This window comes from Spirosoma spitsbergense DSM 19989 (assembly GCF_000374085.1).
GTDB lineage: Bacteria > Bacteroidota > Bacteroidia > Cytophagales > Spirosomataceae > Spirosoma > Spirosoma spitsbergense.
Window position 1 is genome coordinate 83,332 of the sequence record NZ_KB893592.1, and the last position, 20,374, is coordinate 103,705.

Below are 20,374 nucleotides of genomic sequence, written 5' to 3' on the forward strand. Positions count from 1 at the left end.
TCAACTAGAAAAAATCTAATTGACCGATGGACTGATTTTTTGTACCGTCCCCGGTTTTTGATTATACCGTTCCACTTTATCCGCTTATGAGTAGTCTGGATGCGCCGGTACGCCTTGATCATTACCTCAACAAATGACAGCAAGCTTGTGCCCGTTTCTAGGAAAACTACTTACTTGTATGTTTTCGGACAGATAAATTGATGATATTGTCACAGAAAAGTGCCTTTAAATAAAAAATGTGCTCACGTTCAGCCGGTTAACGCTTTACATATGTTTATTTTTAGTGTACCTTTCTGCCTTTATCTCCCTTTAAATACACCTACCATGGTTACTGAAAAAATTGTAGATGATGAAAAGCGCATTGACCGGGCCGCTTATGTCCTGAAAGCCGTAGCACATCCTCTGCGAATAAAAATCATTCATATGCTGAATGAGAACGACGAACTAAACGTATCGGCGATCTATAAAAACCTCAACGCGGAGCAATCCTTAATCTCACATCACCTGATCAATATGCGCGATAAAGGCATTCTTGATATACGGCGTAGTGGTAAGAATATTTACTATTTCCTGATTGATAAGGCCGTAGCCAACATCATCGACTGCATCTACGAAAGTAAACTAATGTAGTAGTCGAGTATAAATAAAAAAATGTCGTCGGAAGTTAGCGCTACATCTGGACGACATTTTTTACTGTAAACTAGCCGAACAACTCCCCTGTCCGGTAATTCGGTACAATGCCGAGGTGTATATACGCCTTCTCGGTTACTTCCCGCCCACGTGCAGTTCGTTTCAAAAAGCCCTCCTGAATCAGGAAAGGCTCGTATACTTCTTCAATTGTATCGGACTCTTCACCACAGGCAGTTGAAATAGTAGACAAACCCACCGGACCACCCTTAAATTTTTCGATAATGGTCAGTAAAATACGGTTATCCATATCGTCAAGCCCATTCTGATCGACCTCCAGTGCGCTTAGTGCAATTTCGGCAATTTCGATGTTGATAATACCCTTCCCTTTCACCTGGGCGAAATCACGGGTTCGGCGCAGCAGGTTATTGGCGATGCGGGGTGTTCCCCGGCTCCGGCGCGCAATTTCATAGGCTCCGGTTTCATCAATGGGTGTACTCAGAATAGCCGCCGACCGCTGCACAATACTGGTCAGTAACTCAGCATCGTAATATTCCAACCGACATCTAATGCCAAAACGTGCCCGTAGAGGGGCCGTCAGCATACCCGCCCGCGTAGTGGCCCCAATGAGGGTAAACGGATTAAGTTTAATCTGAACCGTCCGTGCGTTGGGGCCGGAGTCCAGCATAATGTCAATCTTGTAATCTTCCATCGCCGAATACAGGTACTCTTCCACAATGGGGTTGAGCCGGTGTATTTCGTCAATAAAGAGCACATCATTTGGTTGCAGGTTCGTCAATAGACCTGCCAGATCACTCGGCTTGTCCAGCACCGGCCCGGAGGTCATTTTTATACTGGCACTGAGTTCATTGGCAATGATGTGCGACAGAGTAGTTTTACCCAAACCTGGAGGTCCGTGCAACAACACATGGTCGAGTGCTTCTCCCCGTTGCATGGCCGCCTTTACAAATACCTCAAGAAGTTCTATCTGTTTGGCCTGTCCTGTAAAATCAGTAAAGGAGAGGGGTCTGAGTGCCCGTTCAATCTCTTTATCGGTAGCGGTGAGCCCTTCACCTGAGCCTTTTAAAAAGTCGTTTCGCATGGTTTTGATTCGTGCAGATCCGGCCAGATTTTGACGTAAAAGCCGTGTTTATTTGCCCGGTCATTTACGTCAAATTTACAAAAAAAACGGCACAAAATCGCTATCGAATCAGCAATACAGAACCCCTTTTCGTGACCCATCCCCGCTCCGGAAACGACTCACTTTTAAAGGTGACTGTGTAGGGGTAAAGCATTGATGGATAGGTATTCCCCTTGTATGTTCCGTCCCATTTCTGCTCCGGGTTGCTCGTGGCAAAGATCACCTCGCCCCAGCGGTTATAGATCCGGAATTGATAATCCGTAACGTAAGCCGTAAAGATCTGAAGCACATCATTTACTCCGTCGTTATTGGGCGTAAAGGCATCAGGCACATTGACCCTCGGCTCACACTGATTGAGTACACGGGCCAGTCCCGTTGCCGTACATCCCTGCGGATCGGTTACCCGAACGGTGTAAGCACCCGCTTGGGCTACGGTTATCGCTTTGGTGGTATCATTGCGGTTGAGCCATAGATACTGTAAGCCGGGTACTCCATTGGCGGAAAGTTGTACCTTGCCCTGATCCCCTTCGCACAGGGAAGCCAGTTCTGTGAGCGAAAATGCTGGTGGCGGGCGTTCGCCAACCCGTGTACTGCTGCGGCCTACGCAACCCGTTTGCGTATTTCTAACGGTCAGGCTATACGAACCCGGTTGAGCAACCGAAATCGTTGGCGAAGTTGCCCCATTACTCCATTGGTAGACATTGCCTGGTTGATCACCTGACTGTGGGGCCAGTAACACTGAGAGGCCGGGGCATTTGAGGGTATCGGGTACCAGACGGGCGAAGCCAGTGCTGTCCAGGCCAACTTTTATGCTATCTCTCAATGCTTTACAGCCTAGTATATCAGTTACCTGTACCGTATAGAACCCCGGATTTGCAGTTCCCAACACCGGCGTAGTGGTAATTAAATTGTTGTTAGCATCCAGCCATACGTAACTGGCGGGTGTTCCTCCCGTAACGGTCAGACTGATGGTGCCACTATTGGGTATACTGCACAAAGCGTCCACAATCCTGGGTGCAAGGGCCAGCTGATTCGCTGGCGATTTCAGCGTAAAAGCCGTATCAACTTTACAGGCATGTACCGTATCCGTTACGTTTACTTTGTATCCTCCTTCGGTCAAACTGGTTTGCCGACTCCCCGTGCCTGTCAGGATAGCCCCATCGAAACGGGTCCAGTTGTATTGATAGACGCCAGCGGGCGTTGGTGTCAGGGCAATGGCTCCATCGGCCGAGGTACAGGTAGTGGGACCAGTAAGAGTAGCCGCCAACCGTAATTTCGGTAATTCATTAACCCGGATCGTATCGGAGTTTTCGCAGGTTGTGCCATTCACCGTAGCCTGTGCGGTAACGGTGTACGTGCCCGGAGTAGACACCGAAATAGTTTGGGTATTGCCGCCATTACTCCACTGAAACTGGGTCCACGTTTTTTGCGGAACCGTTAAATCGACCGATGATCGATAGCAGAAGAGGGTATCAGGGCCTAAATCGAGCGACGGTGTGGGCTTGATCTGTACTTCAATCGTATCGCTTTTGAAACATTCGCCATTGGCGGCCAACCCCACTACGATGTAGTAGCCGGGCCTGTCGAGTTTTATCGTTCGTTGCCTCCCCGCAACGGCCCCATTCACCAGCCAGACGTATACCTTTGCCGTTACTTTTATATCGAGGGTTATCCCCTTCTTATTACAGATAGCCGTATCGGCCCCCAGTTTAATATCAGCTGGTAAAGGCAGGATAGTGAGTGTATCCTTAATCAATGTGTCTTTGCAAATACCCCCCGTACTGGTTTTGGTGATGATCCGAAGGCTAACGGGGTACTGACCGGGGGATACATACGAGTGCGTAACAGGTTTCGTGGCGGTTGTCGAGTAAGGGCGGCTGCCATCGCCAAAATCCAGCGTGTACGCTTCTTTCAACTTCGGGCAGTTCGGGCCGATCTGAAACACGGTCGGCGCGTTTACGCAGGTATCACTGTACGTTAGTCCGGGACCGCTGGACGGGTCGTTGAAGTTCGCCACCAGGTTGGGAAGACCTAGCTGACTGGTTTGTCCACCCAGCGACTGACCGGCCGGATTGTAGATTAAACTGTCGAGCAGTCCACCATTGGGATTTTCGATGGTACCGAGTGATTTACTTCCCTTGATGGCTACGTACAGTTTCCCATCCGGCCCGATCTGAACGGAACCATATTGCCGCGTTGTACTACTGTCGACTACCGTTTTCGACTTTGTCAGCAGCGAGTCTTTTTGCGTCAGGTCGTATTTAAGAATGTACGATGATCCCTTCAGGCTTCCATCACTGTTCGTATCCGCCAGCATGGTTACGTATAAACTCTTGCCATCAGGTGAGAACTCCACACCGTAGGCTTTAGGCGGGGCAGGACCAAGATCGAGCGTTCGATCAAATTTGAGCACACCCGTAGAGTCATTGAATGTATATAAATCAACCGAGTTTTTGGGTGGACCCGGAATAACAACCGCCATCGGGCGGGTAGCCTGATTGGCACTGGATGTGTCGGCAGGGCCAATTTTGATATACCCTTCGGCATTGGCCAGCGAATCAATTACCTGACCACCCGTGTACGTTACAGGATCGGTATTATCACTGCGGGTTAAATGGCGAACCTCAAACTGGTTCGTTCCATACTTGCGGGTAATGACCCAATAGGTCGAATCCCGTTTGTTTTCTACCGATGCCGACTGTTCCGTTCCCTGGTTCGCTAACAGCGTATTTTTCTCAACAATGGCCCCTTTGCCACCATTCTGCCGCATGTCCACCACACTGTAGGTCAGTGTTTTCTTCCCCCGAATCTCGGAGGTTGTGTACACATAATACAGGTACTCGCAACCCCGGCAGGTTGGCTTTGGTACAATCAGTGCGGATTGGGTAGAGTTTTTACTCCCGGCCAGCGGCAGTTGTACCGTATTGGTGTCACCCGGCACCTGCGATTTCAGCGGTTTTCCATCCTTATCATAAATAATAATCCCATCGGTATAAAACAGGAGTATTCCTTTGGTATTGGCAATGGAAGAAGACCCTTCAATAGTGCTCAGCTTACCGTCTGTAATGGGTTTAGGCGCCCCACCACCGCTAAAATCGAGGCCGGCATTTTGCCCAAAATACCACTTCACGCCCTGCGATTCTTTTTTTTCCCCACAAACATCAACGTTAATTCGATCCTGGTAAGAACACCCGTTGGGGCTTATGGCCTCGACCGAATAGCAGCCAGAACTATCAACCCGTATACTCTGTGTGGTGTCTCCTTTTGGGTACCAGATGAATCGAAGTCCTGATTGAGCGGGGCTTCCTGCATAGGGGTCTAATGTTATTGTTTCTCCTTTACATATGGTAGTATCCGTGCGCCAGTTGGAAAACGATTGTGGACGATTATAGACTGTAATCGGTTTACTAACTGTTTGCGTTACTCCATTAACCGTTCTTGTCAACTGAATCGTGTAAGACCCCGCCCGCTGGTAAACGTGCCGGGCTACTGAATCCCTCTGCTTCGTAACGGTTGTTCCATCGCCAAAATCCCAGATTCGGCTGGTTACACCGGTTAGTACGCTATCTGTAAATACAACAGAGTCCGACTTACATTCTACATCAGGAACGCACGTTTTACCACTAATCTTAAATCCCTGCGCCCAGGACACAGTCTGTCCTGCCAGCAGAAACAGCACGGCCCAAAGTCCAGCGATACGAATAACATGACTAAACCTTACCATGAACAAATAACAAATGAAGCCCACCGCTCAAATTCATTCCCGTAACATAACAACAACAAGGGCATTACGTTAGTATAAACGACAGTAATCCGTTAAAATTTTATCGACTCACTGCCATAAAAAGCCGTAAAATTCGCCTAATTTTATTGATTGCTCTATTCTTTAATACTTCGTTTCGGTTGACAACGTTGCAACAATAAAGTTGGCCCAGTCTTTGCCCTGATCTTGCCGTTATGCTTAAAAAATACATACTGACGATTTTGACGCTGGCCCTGAGCCGGATGGCCTTTGCTCAGGATCCTCAGTTCACCCAGTTTTACGCGGCTCCCCTTTACCTGAATCCGGCGTTTGCCGGATCAGCCTTAGCCCCCCGTATCACGGCGAATTACCGGAACCAGTGGCCTGCCATTACCAACTACGTAACAACGATGGTGGCGGTCGATCATTTCATTGATAAATATAGCAGTGGCATTGGTTTAACGATTCAAAGCGATAACCAGGGTCAGGGCCGGATTCAGTCGACAGATATCGGGCTGCAATATGCATACCAGTTTCAGGTGAGTGAGTCCTCCTTCGTCCGATTGGGTTTACAGGGATCGTACGTAAACCGAAGTATCAATTATTTTGGTCTTACCACTGGCGATCAGTTTACCGACCGGGGGTTCATTACGGGCAGTGTTTCCGGGGACCCGGCGTTGCAGGGTGGTTTACCCTCACAAAAGTACCTTGATTTCTCAACGGGGGGACTTTTCTATTCGGACTGGTTCTGGGTGGGTACAGCCGTGCATCATATCAACCGGCCCGACCAGGGATTTTTCATCGGCGGGCGTGACCGGCTTCCGGCGAAGGTAAGTGTTCAGGCCGGCCTGCGCATTCCATTGGGAGGCTTCACTGGGTTGGCCGATGAAGAAGATAAGGAAATCAGTATCTCACCTGTCATCATGTACAAACACCAGGGCAAGTACGACCAACTGGATTTGGGCGCTTACCTGACCTACTCTCCGCTAACAATTGGTGCCTATTATCGGGGCATCCCGTTTAAGAAGTACGATCAGACACTAAACAACCATGATGCGCTGGCTGCGCTGATTGGCTGGCGTATGGAGAAGTTTTCCATTGGGTATAGTTATGACCTGACCATATCGACCCTCGGCAATAGCGGTGGCTCACACGAGTTATCGCTGTCTTACATCTTTGACAAGCCCGAAGGCCGCCGGCCCGGTGTGAAACGGCGGGATAAAAAGTTACCCTGCCCCAAGTTTTAAGGGATTCAGCTAGAGGCTCCACAGGCTAGTGGCAGCGCGTAACCGGTCATAAAACCTGACTCACAGAAACCCGGTATAGGGGCCACAAAGCTACTTTTTTCAGTTGCTTCATAGCCTCTCTGCCGGGTTTCTGTGAGTAATTACCACAAAACGGTTTTAGTGACACAATTTTGTCTGGTCGCTCGGTCAATTCCCCGAAACTGGATTAACAAACCAGTTTGGCCCGTTTTACGGCAATAAATGACGTTATGAGGGGCGACAAATGCCCCAAGAACGCCAGACAAGCCCAGCGCCACCCATTTCGACAGGTAAACATTGCTGAGTAGAGGATGCAGCCCGGTCATCAGCAACGTAAACAGTCCGGCAAAGGCAACAGCCAATATAACTGACGTAAGCACAGCAGTTCCTACCCAATTGGTAGTGGGGGCAAGGACAGGTTGCAGCTTTTGCTCCATTCGCTGTTTGGTCATCGTCACGAACGTAGCCAGGGTGGTGGCAAAGACCGAAATTAACACCGTTGGCACCAACAGGTCGACCAGCGTTGGGCTTTCCCCCTTAAAATTGAAGAACACATCATTACGAAAAATAATGGCCGGTGCTACGATGTTGATAATCAGGTTCAACAGTGTAGCGGTGAGGGCGTTTCGCTGGGAAAACTGTTTCATGGCGTTCGGCGAGTGGTCAGATAGTGGTTAAATCGGCGCGCCCATAGCACCCAGCGTTTTACCCATCAGGGCACCCATGCTGGCTCCTTCGGGTAGCTTCCCCTGCCAGTCCAGTTGCTCCCATTCGCCCAGCGTGTTGGAGGCATCCACGACCATTTTGCAACGATCATACCGGCGGGTCATAAAGTTCTCCAGTACGGTGGGCAAAGGGTTATCGGTTCCAAGCAGTTCGCCTAATACCACAGCATCTTCGATAGCCAGTCCTGCCCCCTGCCCCAACTGCGGGATAGTCGCATGAACGGCATCGCCAATGAGTAACACGCGGTTTTTGTACCAGGGCGCAGGAAGCAGCAGCGTTTCGAGTGGCCGATAAATAACGCCTTTGGGGTCTGTAATCTGGTCGATAACGGCCCGAACCATAGGGGCTTCGTATTCCTTGAGCAAGGCTTTCATGCGCGGAACCAGTTCCGATTCCGGAATTTTCGGGTCATCTCCTTCGGCCGATACAACGAACATATACATGGAGTCAGCCGTCATCGGTATCAGACCAACTTTCGTTTTCTTACCGAAGTAAATGTATCCCGTATCGAGGTCGGCGGGGCGGGAAAACGCGTAACGCCACACCGATTGACCCGTATACGTCGGTTTATGTTCGCCCACGACCAAACTGCGAACGCTGGAGTAAACCCCATCCGAACCCACCACCAGATCATACTGGCCCGTACTGCCATCGCTGAAGGTTACGGTTACGGAATCAGGGCTATTTTCAAGATCCTTCACGGTTAGGCCCATGCGTGGATGTACCCCGCTGGCCACGACTCCCTCATGCAAAACCTCGTGCAGTATCCGACGGGAGATGCCGTTGTGCACCGGTAGCCTGCCCATGGGTGGTGTTCCTGCCTGCCCAAACTGAAAACCGCTCGACGAGCACATTTTTACCGGGCCGTAGGGAGAACCGTGCTCCATACACTGGTCGGCCAGACCCAGCGCGTCCAGTGCCCGTAAGGCGTTGGATGGCTGGATGATCCCAACTCCGTAGACATTAAATTTGGGTTGCAATTCGGCTAAATCGACCTCAATACCCGCTTTGCGCAGGGCTATACTGGTTGACAGACCACCGATACCGCCCCCAACGACAAGGGCTTTTTTTATTGAAGACATAGTGGGCAAGGGATTGAGTGGTCATTTATTATCATTTCGCTCCGCTGTCATTTCCTGTTAGTAACTCATTCCCTTTTGGACGAATGACTATCCGATGGCAGCGAAGCGAAATGACAATAAATGACCACGTATTGAGCTATTCGTTAACTATGGCTACGGCCCGGCACCAGCCCGCGCTACCGCCCTTTATCTTGACTGGAAAGCAACTAACGGTGAAGCCAAAAGGCGGCAACTGGTCGAGGTTAGCCAGTTTCTCAATCTGGCAGTACTCTTTTTCCCGACCAACGTAGTGGGCGGCCCAGATGACACCTGGACGCGGGTTTTTGAAATAGTCTTCGGCCTGTAGGTGTAGCGGGATATCCCAGCCCCAACCATCGGTCCCCATCACCTTGATGCCCTGATCAATCAACCAATGCGTAGCTTCGGCTGAGGCTCCGACGTGGATTTTTACGAAATCATCATCGTGCAACCGTTTGTCGGCATCGCAGCGGATCAGTACGATGTCGAAGGGTTTAAGGGGGTAGTTGATAGCGGCCAGTTTTCCTTTTAGGTCTTCGGAGGAGAAGCAATAGCCATCGGGTTTATCGGTGAAGTCGAGGACAACACCATCGTGAAAAAACCAGTCGAGGGGCATTTCTTCGATGGTGCGGGATGGTTTGCCTTCGCTGGTGGGGAAGTAGTGCCAAGGCGCATCAATGTGGGTACCAGCGTGCCCCGTCAGGTACAGAAACTCTCCTGCAGGGCCGTTACCTTCCAGAAATACATCCTCCGACGCCCCGCCAAATAGTTTGGAGCCCATCTTTTTGGCGCCTTCCTTATGGTCTTCGTAGTCGATTCGGGTAGGAAGCGGCTCTTTTATATCCGCTGAAATCGTTACGGATAAATCGATGATTTTCATGGTTCAGGTTTAGGTAAGTGGCTCGAAATGGTCCACAGCGGGTGGACTGGCGAAAAAAGGCCCGATGATAGCCCGCCACTGCGTGAAAAGCTCCGACTGACGGAAGCCAACGGTATGGTCGTCCAGCGTTTGCCAGTGAATCAGCAGCAGGTAGGTTTCCGGCGATTCAATCCCCCGCTGGAGTTGTAGGTCAATAAAGCCCGTGGCCTGACTAATAATGGCCTGCGCCTTGGGAAATTCGGCTTCAAACTCCGCCTGTCGGCCTGCCTGAATGGTAAGGAGTGCGTGTTCAGTTATCATATAATTTGATTTTTCAGGATACCCAGCCCATCAATTTCCAGTTCAATCACGTCGCCGGGTTCAAGCGGACGATGGGCGTCAAAATTTGTTTCGATCAGGCTACCCCAGCCCACAGTACCAGAACCAATAATGTCGCCGGGATACAGCATGACGTTGTTTTCGGAGGCCCGTTCCATCATCTGGCCAAAGGTGTAGTGAATGGTATTAAAGTTGCCGTTGCAAATGGGTTGCCCATTGATACGGGAGGTCATCTGTACATTGAACCGTCCGGTTTCGTCGCGCGTGGGTTCCAGCTCATCTTTGGTAACGATGTACGGCCCAATGACGTTAGCGAAATCTTTTCCCTTGGCGGGCCCCAGATTACACTTCATCTCTTTGCCCTGAATAGCCCGTGCGGTGAAATCGTTAAAGATCGTGTAGCCGAAGATATACGCATCGGCCTGATCGGCCGGGATATTCTTGCCCGCTTTGCCAATAATACAACCCATCTCCAGTTCGTAATCCATGCGGGTTTCGCGGACGGGCCGGGGAATGTCCTGGCCGGGGCCGTAAATAGCCTGATGGTTGGTGAAGTAGAAAATGGGCATTTCGTACCACTCAGGAGCTACCTGATGTCCAAACTTAGACGAGGCATTTTTGAGGTGCTGTTCAAAGCTGATATAATCCCGAAAACTGCGCGGATTGGGCAGCGGAGCCAGTAACACCACGTTGGCCATAAGGTGGGTTGCAGCCATGGCCTGCCAGTTATTTTCCTGAATCAAAGCCATATACCGCTCATGGTCATCAATAAACGACAGCATGTCGGCCGGTAATGCGCCATCGCTGATGCGGTGCATATCGACAACACCCGTCGCATCGTCAGTGAGCCAGCCCGTGCGGGGTTTGCTGGTCGAATCGGTGAAGGTTACGAGTTTCATCTGAAAGACTAAAAGGGTTCGTGTTATAACAGGGTTCGTCCCCCATCAACCGGAATAATGCTGCCGGTGGTAAAAGTCATCGTAGTAGCTAGCGCCAGCACCGCGTTGGCCACGTCAGTAGCCGTAGCCAGGCGACCCATTGGCGTCAAATCTGCGTTGCTTTGCAAAAAGGCGGGGTCAAATCGACTGGTGTATTCTCCTAAAACCAAGCCCGGTGCCACGGACACCACCCGAATTTTCGGGGCCAGTGAGCGGGCTAATGAACGGGTCATACTATCGATGGCTGCTTTTGAGGCACAGTAAGCGACATTACTGCCCAGCCCCGTTTGCCCGGCAATGGACGAAATATTCACGACCAGTCCTCCTTCATCGGCCATCAACAGTGGCTTACAAGCCCGAATCATAGCGAATGTACCCCGAACGTTGGTCTGCAAAATTTGGTCTATCCACTCATCCGTCAACCCGTCGAGGTCATCGTGTGGTACCGGCGTGGTGATGCCTGCATTGTTCACCAGTATATCGAGCCGCCCGTACGTTTCAGCAACGAAATCGGCCAGTTTCGCCAGTGATGCGCTTTCCGTTACGGATGCCTGTCTCACGACATGTCCATTGCCGGGCAGGGTAGCCAGCAGCGCGTCGGCTTTGGCGGGGTCACTGTTGTAGGTAATAACAACCGTTGCCCCGGCCTGCGCCAGTTGCCGGGTGATGGCAGAACCGATGCCACCCGCACCGCCCGTAACGATGGCAATCCGGCCCGCCAGTAGATTTATTTGCTTACTGTTCATGCTGTGTCAGCTCACGCTGTGTCAACTCAGGTTGTTTATACCGCTCGACGCGCAAATCGGCCTGCGCCTTATGACCGGCAAAGTTTTCGATGGCACACAGTCGGGAGCAGTATTCGCCAATCAGAGCACTGGCTTCGGCGGTTCGGATTTCCTGATAGGTGCAGGTTTTCAGAAACTTACCTACCCACAGTCCACCGGTGTAGCGGGCCGCTTCGCGGGTAGGCAGGGTGTGGTTTGTTCCAATCACCTTATCGCCGTAGGCCACATTGGTTTTTTCGCCAAGGAACAGCCCGCCGTAGTTGGTCATGCGCTCCAGAAACAGACGTGGGTTTTCGGTCATTACCTGCACGTGTTCGCTGGCAATGCGGTCGGCTTCCGAAATCAGTTCATTCACCGTGTCGACCAGAATCACCTGCCCATAATCGCGCCAGGCAACGCCCGCCACATCGGCGGTAGGAAGCGTTTCAAGTTGCCGCTCAATTTCGGCCTGTACACCATGAGCCAGTTCCGAACTACTCGTGAGCAGGATGGCGGGCGAGGTCGGCCCGTGTTCGGCCTGACCGAGCAAATCAGTAGCGCAGGTGCGTACATCGCAGGTATCGTCGGCAATGACCAGCGTTTCGGTCGGTCCGGCAAACAGGTCGATACCCACTTTACCATAAAGCTGCCGTTTGGCTTCGGCCACGTATGCGTTACCGGGTCCAACCAGCATGTCGACGGATTCAACGGATTCGGTACCGAGTGCCATCATCGCTATTGCCTGAACGCCACCAAGCAGGTAAATTTCATCGGCACCCGCCATGTGCATTGCGGCTACGGTAGCGGCCGGAATTTCACCTTTTATGGGGGGAGTACAGGCAATAACCCGCTTCACACCCGCAACTTTGGCCGTCAGCACGCTCATGTGCGCCGACGCCACCATGGGGTAACGTCCACCGGGTACGTAACACCCAACGCTGTTGACAGGGATATTTTTGTGCCCCAGAAACACGCCCGGCAGCGTTTCGACTTCCACATCCTGTATGGACGCCCGCTGAATCTGGGCAAAGTTCCGGATCTGGGTCTGCGCAAACCGGATATCGTCAATTACCTGCTGCGGCAGCGTAGCCACGATATCCTCAATCTGGTCCAGTGACAGTCGGAAACTTTCGGGCGACCAATCGTCCAGTCGGCGCGACAAGGCCAGAACAGCGTCGTCGCCCCCGTCTCGGATGTCGGCAATCATCTGCTCGACGGTGGCTCGTACTTTTGCATCAGCCTCGCCCGATTCGGCGTAGGTGATACCTTTTTTTATCTGTTGTATCACAGAGAATCGTTGGTTAGTGGTTAGGCTTTCATTTTCTTAGCAACCCAGTCGAACATATTGAACGTTTTGGTGAAATCGTCAATCTGGCAGTGAGCCGAGCCACTGCTTTCTTTCGGTACCACTTCGAGAACGTGTTCAACCGTTAGGGCGGCATCCAGTTTGTAGGCATTTTCCACAACATTCTGCCGGTCGTCTTCGCCGTGCAGGATATATGTGGGCATCGAAATTTTGTCAGCCACGCCGTCCAGCGCGAATTGCTTGAGTCGCTCGCGGGCATCGGCCATGGTAGAAGCCCCGACGATGTGCTGCACGATTTCGGCCAATGGATGATTGTCGGGGCGGTTTTTCCAGATATCGTAATAGCTCCAGACGGCTCCAAAGACCATACAGACCTTGAAACGAGGGTCAAACGCAGCGCATCGGGCCGCCATATAACCGCCCATCGACACGGCACCAATGCCAATCCGCGAGGTGTCTACGTGGTCGGCCAGGTTAGCAATGACCCAATCCAGCACGGCCGTACCGGCTACATTATAATCATAACGCGTCAGAATGTGATTGACCCGTAACGCATATCCCTGGCCGGGGCCATCCATCGCCAGCAGAGCAATGCCGCGTTCATTGAGGTGTTGTGAAATGCCAAAATACAGTTCCTCAGCCAGACTGTCGAGCCCTCCGAACATAATCATCAGGGGCGGGTTTTTCACTCCCACCGGCGCAAAAAGATAGCCCGGCAAAAACGAGAGGTCCGCCTGCCCGGCCTCAAACGGCACTTCAACCTGAAGCGGTTTCTGTTCGAAATGGGCAATGGCTTTCAGGAATGCCTCCCGTGCTTTGAGATAGGTCGGCATTTTCCGGCTGTCGCTGGGTTTTAGGAAAAACTCGGCCGTGCGGAGGTAATTGAACGCCCGCAGATACGACCGTCGGGCCGTTATTGGATTTTGGTTCTCAAGCGCCGTTTCGCCAATGTCATAAACGGTATCGCCCATGTTGACCCACGCCTTATGAAAACTCTCATTATCACCGGGTGTGATCTGACTGGCGACTTCAAGACATTCGGCAAATTCGCCACCGCCGTAGTGGGCCTGCGTCAGGGCTCGGTTTACCTGATAAGAGGGCATGTACTGCCCCGGGAAATAATACCACATGATTACTGGTTATTTATAGTCATTTGCTTCGCGTCATTGCTTATCATTCGTTGCACTGCCCTTTATAGTCATACAACTGCTTCGTATCAATGACCATTTAATGACAACGAATGACGCGCAGCAGATGACCAATTCTCAAATATCAACCGGCTTCACTACACCATCGGTGAGGCCCAATTTTTTACCTTTTCCCATTTCGGCAAATGGGTTGGCGTTACCCCAGGCATCGTTTGGATTATCTTTGAGGTAGTGCAGATCAGGGCCATGGTCGGGGGCGAAGATGAGTCTTGCGCAGGCATAGAATTCGATTAATATACCGCTGCCGGGGTCGATGATGTAAATGAAGAACCCTTCGTCGGCCTTGTGGCGGGTGGGCGCACCCATCACACTCTTAAAGCCTTTCTCGGTGAAATAATCCAGGGCCAGCAGTACTTCTTCCCGACTGTCGAAGTTGAACGCAACGTGGTTGAAAACGGCTTGTCCCGGCTCAATGGTAGGGTCGGTAAAGACCGCAACATCGTGCGACAGGTTACCAATGGTCCACAAGCCACCAACGGGGGGAATGTTATCACCGATGCGTACCTCGTCGGGATTCTTCAGGCCCATACCCTGCCAGAATGCTTTTTCCTTCCCGTACATCATCTTGGCCACCATGTACGTAACATGGTCGAACCGACGGGGATTAACACCAATCCGGCGGTTACTGGCGTAACGGTCGGCATAGATGCTGCCTTTTTCGCCCGTTTCCCTTAGCCAGACGACATCCCAGAATACTTCGTGCGTGTGCCCGTCGGGCGATTTGAACCGGTAGGCACGGCCATGTCCCAGATCGCCATCGACCCAGCCAATACCCGCACCGGTGCTTTCCAGGTAAGCCACGCACTCGTCCAGGGCTTCGAGGCTATCGGCCCGCCAGCCGAGGTGAGCCATGCCCTGAGTCTGGCTTGGTGTTAGCTTGAGAGTATGGTGAAAGTAGTCGCCCCAGGCCCGGAAATAAACGGAGCCCTGTTCATCGCGGCCGGTTTCGTCAAGCCCAACGATGTCTTTAAAGAAGTGAACCGACTTATCGATGTCCTGCGAGTATAGTTCGATATGGGCGAGTTGTGATAAATAATGCGGATTCTTTGCCATAAGTTGATTTGCCTATTCAGGGTTTTGCTTTCGTAAGAAATCCATTCAGGTTCAGCCAGTCGCCAAAGCGATCGATCCAGGTGTCGGTTGGCAGATTTTGCTTACGCATCCCAAAACCATGACCTCCTTTCTGGTACATGTGTAGTTCAGCCGTTTTTTTAGCCGCCAGCCAGTCATTATACAGCTTCGTACTGTGCGGAGCCAGCCCAAGCTGATCGTCGGATGCGGCACAAACGAACAGGTGTGGTGCATCGGCCGGAACGCTCTGTTTGGCAATGGCCATCTCGCTTAGATACGGGTAAATTGGTGCCAGGAAATCGGGGCGATTAGCCGCACTATAGTCAAATCCAACGCCCATTGTAACGGTACCACCCGCCGAAAAGCCCATGAAGCCGATCCGGTTTGGGGAGAGGTTAAATTCTTTAGCGTGCTGACGAACGTATTCCATTGCCCGTTTACCATCGGCAATGGCAAGTGGGATGACGGGCGCGTTCTCTTCGTCCAGTTTCTTGAAGTCTGCCATTTTAGCTGTCAGCTCGGCAACCGGGTCATTGGTCAGGCTGTGAGCAACGCGGTATTTGAGCACAAAAGCAGCCACCCCTTTCTCATTGAGCCATTTGGCTACGTCTACCCCTTCTGAATCAATTGACAGCGTATGAAACGCCCCCCCCCGGTGCCACGATAACCGCCGTCCCGTTAGCCCGGTCGGGGCTGGGCAGATAAGCCGTAATGGTCGGTGTCGATACGTTATAGACGACCCGGGTTTTGAACATATTGGTGGTATTCTCGGCTTCGTCCCACGTCCAGCTTTCAGAACCGGGCGCTTTCCCATCGTATAGTTTGATGACCTTTTGGGCCTTCACCAGCGGACTGATGAGCAGGGCAAATCCGACGGCTAAAAAAGATAGTTTCATGCAGTTCGTAAGGATTACAGTTGTCGTTTAAAGAAGGCCAGTGCCTCCAGATAGACGTTAATATCGTTGGGATAATCGTGCTTACCGTTGATAACTTTCAGCAGCGTTACCTCAGGCTTGCCCTTCTGGCGGTAGGTGTACCGCTCAACGGTTTTCCCGTCGGCGGGGTCGGTGTCGGGCAGGAGTTGCTTCGTTGGTTCACCCGTGTACCCCGCCAGCATCGACCAGTAGTGGAACGTACGATCCGTAGACCGAACGAAGCCCAGATTCATCTGTGGCCCTAGTATCACCTCACCCCCATCATAGGGATTTACATTATCGGCCGTGCCATTGATGATCAGGACGGGGAGTGCCACCCGTTTTTCCGGGCAGTCGAAATTGTTGGTATCAGGCAGGTTAGCAATAACGGCGGTGATGGCCCGGAACCGTTCGGGCATGGTTACTGCCAGCTTGTAGGCCATGTGCCCACCCCCGGATGTCCCTATCACAAATACCTTCTTTTCGTCGATCTGGTAGTTCTTTTTGAAGTAGTCAATCATGGCCCCGAAAAAGGCATTTTCGTCGATATTGATTTTGTTGGCTTCGGCAGGTGACGATTTTCGGCACTCATTCCAGTACCTTTTGTAGCCGTCGGGATACACCAGCAGCAGGTTTTCGGCCGGTGCCACCTCCTCCAGTTTTTTGGCTCCCGCCCGAACGCCCAGACCGTTCCCACCGGAGCCGTGCAGGGCAAAAATCAGACTTGCGTTCTGACCCGCCGGTTTCAGAAAATGAAACGAGCGGTAATGTCCGTCGACCAGCACGGAATCGTCAACGATTTGGCCGTTTGCCCCGAAGGAAACGCACAACAAGAGCGCCAGGAGTGTACCGATATTTTTTGTCTTCATGATGAATAATGAGTTGATTTATCCGGCTTTTACTGGCTTACGATAGTTACCGGTCCCAGGAGGCCCGAAGGCAGCAGGGGTGAATCGGATTTGTAGAAAGGCATCGTGGTGAAAGTGATCTTATTACTCACCCCTGGTTGAGCATCGCCGATAAGCCGGTTTACCCACAGATTAGTAATCTTTATTTCCAGGGTATTAGTCCCCGTTTTGAGCGCGTCGGTCACGTCGATCCGGAACGGTTTTTTCCAGACGATACCCACGTTTTTACCGTTCACGCTCACCTCCGCCATATTCTTCACGTCGCCCAGATCGAGTACGTAGGTCTGGCCTTTTTTTACGGCAGGAACGTTGATGGTCCGGGTATAGGCCGCTGTGCCGGAGAAGTAGGCAATTCCTTTGTCGGGGTTATTCGTCCAGGAATCCAGCTGGTTCATGGTCGCTGTAGCAGGTGCCCCACGCCCGTCCTGAAACGCCACGGCCCAGGGACCAGATACGGTCATGAGTGGCTTTTCAACGGTTTTGGGAGCCGTGTAAGCCATAGTCGTGGTTTTATCCCGGAACACGATGAAGTAGGCATCCCAGGGAGCAAAGGTTAACGGGATGATGGTGCGTCCGTTCTCGATCCGGTACGATACTTTTTCCGTTTTCCCCGTTTGTGGGTTCCACCGTTCGGGTACCTTGCCCGTTACGCGGAAACTGATATCGGCCGCATTCGGGTTTTCGCTGCGGCTATTGAGCCAGTAGATGTCAATGCCGGGCTCGGTCTGCCGGTGTACATAGAGCACCTCGGCCGGGCCGCGTTCGGCTTTGGCATTTTTGACAATCACGTCTTCCAGTATGTTCATTCCTTTCAGCACGTCGGCTACGGGTTTGGTCGATACCGTCGGCTGACTCCAGATTTGGTTAGCTAGTGTAGTAAAGGCTGTAGGGTCATCGCTCAGGCTGGGTGAACGTTCGGGTTTCGCGCCTACTACGTGAATGCCCGTACGGGCCAATTCGCCGATTTTTTTCAGGACGGGCAATGTCATGTATCGGGCCGAGGAGTCGAGTACCAATACCCGGTACGTCATACCGCTGGGTGCCACCATCCGTCCGTTTTCCACCTTAATAACTTCCCGGATGACCGTTGAATTAGCAAAATCGAACTCATAACCGGTTGGAAGCGCGGGTAGCTTCTGGGCACAGATTTGGGTGATATTATTGTTTTCGCCGTAGTAGTAGAGAATGTCAACGACTGGTTTTCCCTGTTGCAACAGGTACGAGCTGCGGGCCAGGTAATCGACCCAGGCTTTGGCGGGTTCGGCCCAGGTTTCCTGCCGGGTGAAATACTGCCCAAAAGGCCCCAGCGAGAAACCGGGTTTTTTATCGTCGAGCGGCTGGTGTACCGAGGTGTGAATCACGAAGCGGTTCAGGCCCGATGCCAGTTCCATATCGGCGGTGCGTTTCAGTTTTTCGGGGTGCCAGCTAAAAGCGTTCATGATCGACGTCATTGACTCGGCGGCAACGAGGTTTTGCCCATAGATATGCGCTACTGATGCGGCCTCCCGAATGTCGCCCTTGCTGCGGTTCTCTTCCTCGGCCCCTGCGGCCAGACTGCCGGGTGTCCACATAGCACCCATCGGAATATCAGCCCTGCGTTTCACGTCCATACCATCGGCCAGGTAAATGCGCCCGTTTTCGTGCGATTCCGTATACCGTTTCATGCCGCGCTTGTGCAGGGCTTCGCCGATGGCTTCGTAATGGTTCTCAACAATCAGTTCGCCAATGGTTTTACGAAAATCCCAGAGGAATTTTTCACTGGCTTCGGCACTTTGTATAATCCGGCCCGTAAGTACCGGAAGCCAGGGAAGCAGGGTGTAGCCACGCCGTTTCCGAAACTCTTCGGGCATCGCTTTCGTCCAGGTCATATGCCCAGCCTCGTAACTATCCAGAATCATGTACTGCAACCCCTGCACGCCCATCTGCCCACCGGTGGCATCCCTGTACATATCCAGGTAGGTTTCAATGTACCTCAGAACAGCGGCCTTATCGAGTTTATCCACTTCCAGACCGGTCGCTTCGGGCGAAGCCGGGTGATTTTCGCGGCCCGTAATCGAGTAACCCAGCCGCATAATCACCCATTCGCCCGTTGGTGGAGTCCAGTTCAGTGTACCATCCGAACTCATTTTGTCCGTTAGATCAAACACATCGCTCGTTGAAATCGCATCGGCGTTCGGCTTGACCAGCGAGTGCGTACTTTCTGACCAGGGCGTAAAACCTGCCTTTTGCTCAAAGAGGTCCACCCGATCGGTGTTGTGCAACGCCAGCTCAGCCACGGGTATTCCCTCCGGTTTGCCGGGTTCGGCACTCCCTCCGAACATGGCGGCAAAGGGGCTACCCTGGGGCTGCTCGGTTTTAAACGTGAATCGAAAATAGTTGGCTGTCGTAGGTAAAATACCCATCGTGCTTTGCGGCATGGTACTGCCCCGGATGATCACCACTTCACGGAAGTTCACCCCATCGTCGCTCACCTTTAGATGACGGTTATCGGGCATTCCCCTAAACTCCGCCAGTTCGCCCGCCGGGGGTGACCCCACAATGGTAAATGCTTTAACCGTCTGTGGCTGGTCGAAAGCGTACTGAATCCACATATCCTGCCCTACTTCCATGGGTGGCAGCATGGTTGTTTTCGCCAGATCACCGTCGGTTAAATCGGCTAGCGAGAACGTACCACCGCTCGACGTGACGGTTGGGTTGAGCTCCGACAATCGTTTTTCTGTAGCAGGCAGGCGGTAAGCAACCACAGCGGCATCAGCGTAGTAGCTGGGCGTATCTTTTGGCGGACCACCCATTATGTTTGAGGAAGCCAGCGGCACATTCTGAAACTTACCCGTTGTGGTGGGGGGCTGCGCCAGCTTACCTGCAAAGGGTCGGGCCGCGTTCGGCTGGCCGCCCGTGACCCTCGTTTCGCTCCACACGTACTTTTTCATGGCGTCGACGGGGGGCACCCATGGACCACCGGTGACGCTCCAGCCCGGCGACCCGGCAATGGCCATTTCGAGGTCAAGTTTACTGGCCAGATTCGTCGTAAATTTGAACGCGTCCTTCCATTCGGGAGTCATGAATACCAGCTTTTTTGATACGACTACCGGTGTAAATAAGCTGGCATCGAAGTTCTGGAAACCACCAATGCCCACCCGCTTCATCCATTCAAGGTCTTTCTGAATGCCTTCTTTGGTGATATTACCGTTCATCCAGTGCCACCATACGCGCGGTTTAGCCGCATTGGGCGGGGTCTGAAAATTTTGCTGGATCGAAGACTGCGCCTGAGCCGTCAGGAAACCAGTCAGGCACAGAAGTATAACAATGGGTAACCTCAGAAAAAGGGTGTAAAATCTCATATATTTCATTCGTTCAAGGCTCGGAACGGTATAGCGTATGGGGTGAGTCGCAGGGCTTGACACAACAATAAGCAAAACTACCGTTGCTACGGTGCAATTTTTTATCAAAATCAGGCTATAGATAG

Annotated in this window: 17 protein-coding genes; 2 read left to right on the forward strand and 15 right to left on the reverse strand. The window is 52.1% G+C overall.

Going from position 1 to position 20,374, the window contains the following annotated elements; genetic code table 11:
- The first annotated feature begins 324 nt into the window (after positions 1–324).
- Positions 325–630, forward strand: coding sequence for an ArsR/SmtB family transcription factor (locus B157_RS0128995; protein WP_020606815.1), 306 nt, complete (start codon positions 325–327; stop codon positions 628–630).
- Between the two features lie 70 nt (positions 631–700).
- Here the strand turns inward: B157_RS0128995 and ruvB are convergent, their stop codons facing one another.
- Together ruvB and B157_RS0129005 are read right to left on the reverse strand one after the other, a co-directional pair.
- On the reverse strand, positions 701–1,729 hold the full coding sequence (gene ruvB / locus B157_RS0129000) for a Holliday junction branch migration DNA helicase RuvB (protein ID WP_020606816.1): 1,029 nt from the start codon (positions 1,727–1,729) through the stop codon (positions 701–703).
- Positions 1,730–1,829: 100 nt separating this feature from the next.
- The gene (locus B157_RS0129005; RefSeq protein ID WP_245565323.1) at positions 1,830–5,492 is read right to left on the reverse strand and encodes a T9SS type B sorting domain-containing protein; all 3,663 of its coding nucleotides are present in this window, start codon (positions 5,490–5,492) and stop codon (positions 1,830–1,832) included.
- A gap of 233 nt (positions 5,493–5,725) precedes the next feature.
- Here B157_RS0129005 and B157_RS0129010 point away from each other — a divergent pair, with 233 nt between their 5' ends.
- Positions 5,726–6,757 (forward strand): PorP/SprF family type IX secretion system membrane protein, encoded by a 1,032-nt coding sequence (locus B157_RS0129010; RefSeq protein WP_020606818.1) that lies wholly within the window; start codon positions 5,726–5,728, stop codon positions 6,755–6,757.
- Positions 6,758–6,897: 140 nt separating this feature from the next.
- Here the strand turns inward: B157_RS0129010 and B157_RS0129015 are convergent, their stop codons facing one another.
- From B157_RS0129015 to B157_RS0129070, 13 genes are all read right to left on the reverse strand, one after another.
- Positions 6,898–7,422 (reverse strand): hypothetical protein, encoded by a 525-nt coding sequence (locus tag B157_RS0129015; protein ID WP_020606819.1) that lies wholly within the window; start codon positions 7,420–7,422, stop codon positions 6,898–6,900.
- A 27-nt stretch (positions 7,423–7,449) separates the two neighbouring features.
- Complete coding sequence (locus B157_RS0129020) at positions 7,450–8,583, reverse strand: FAD-dependent oxidoreductase (RefSeq protein ID WP_020606820.1); 1,134 nt, start codon at positions 8,581–8,583, stop codon at positions 7,450–7,452.
- Positions 8,584–8,719: 136 nt separating this feature from the next.
- Complete coding sequence (locus B157_RS0129025) at positions 8,720–9,481, reverse strand: cyclase family protein (RefSeq protein ID WP_020606821.1); 762 nt, start codon at positions 9,479–9,481, stop codon at positions 8,720–8,722.
- A 9-nt stretch (positions 9,482–9,490) separates the two neighbouring features.
- A complete protein-coding gene (locus B157_RS0129030) occupies positions 9,491–9,781 on the reverse strand; it encodes an antibiotic biosynthesis monooxygenase family protein (protein ID WP_020606822.1) in 291 nt (96 codons plus the stop codon).
- Complete coding sequence (locus tag B157_RS0129035) at positions 9,778–10,698, reverse strand: fumarylacetoacetate hydrolase family protein (protein ID WP_020606823.1); 921 nt, start codon at positions 10,696–10,698, stop codon at positions 9,778–9,780. The genes B157_RS0129030 and B157_RS0129035 overlap by 4 nt, the downstream gene beginning before the upstream one ends.
- A gap of 23 nt (positions 10,699–10,721) precedes the next feature.
- Positions 10,722–11,483, reverse strand: a complete 762-nt coding sequence (locus B157_RS0129040; RefSeq protein WP_020606824.1) for an SDR family NAD(P)-dependent oxidoreductase — start codon at positions 11,481–11,483, stop codon at positions 10,722–10,724.
- Positions 11,473–12,789: a histidinol dehydrogenase gene (gene hisD / locus B157_RS0129045; protein WP_020606825.1), complete on the reverse strand. Its 1,317-nt coding sequence runs from the start codon at positions 12,787–12,789 to the stop codon at positions 11,473–11,475. The genes B157_RS0129040 and hisD overlap by 11 nt, the downstream gene beginning before the upstream one ends.
- 20 nt (positions 12,790–12,809) lie before the next feature.
- On the reverse strand, positions 12,810–13,937 hold the full coding sequence (locus B157_RS0129050) for an alpha/beta hydrolase family protein (protein WP_020606826.1): 1,128 nt from the start codon (positions 13,935–13,937) through the stop codon (positions 12,810–12,812).
- Positions 13,938–14,072: 135 nt separating this feature from the next.
- The gene (locus tag B157_RS0129055; RefSeq protein WP_020606827.1) at positions 14,073–15,068 is read right to left on the reverse strand and encodes a VOC family protein; all 996 of its coding nucleotides are present in this window, start codon (positions 15,066–15,068) and stop codon (positions 14,073–14,075) included.
- Between the two features lie 16 nt (positions 15,069–15,084).
- Positions 15,085–15,666, reverse strand: a complete 582-nt coding sequence (locus tag B157_RS39930; RefSeq protein WP_245565324.1) for an alpha/beta hydrolase — start codon at positions 15,664–15,666, stop codon at positions 15,085–15,087.
- A 43-nt stretch (positions 15,667–15,709) separates the two neighbouring features.
- Positions 15,710–15,982 (reverse strand): hypothetical protein, encoded by a 273-nt coding sequence (locus B157_RS39935; protein WP_245565325.1) that lies wholly within the window; start codon positions 15,980–15,982, stop codon positions 15,710–15,712.
- 14 nt (positions 15,983–15,996) lie between these two features.
- Positions 15,997–16,869 carry a CE1 family esterase gene (locus B157_RS0129065; protein ID WP_020606828.1) on the reverse strand — a complete coding sequence of 291 codons (873 nt, stop codon included), beginning with the start codon at positions 16,867–16,869 and terminating at the stop codon, positions 15,997–15,999.
- A gap of 29 nt (positions 16,870–16,898) precedes the next feature.
- Positions 16,899–20,249: a glycosyl hydrolase gene (locus B157_RS0129070; RefSeq protein ID WP_157618620.1), complete on the reverse strand. Its 3,351-nt coding sequence runs from the start codon at positions 20,247–20,249 to the stop codon at positions 16,899–16,901.
- Positions 20,250–20,374 lie beyond the last annotated feature (125 nt).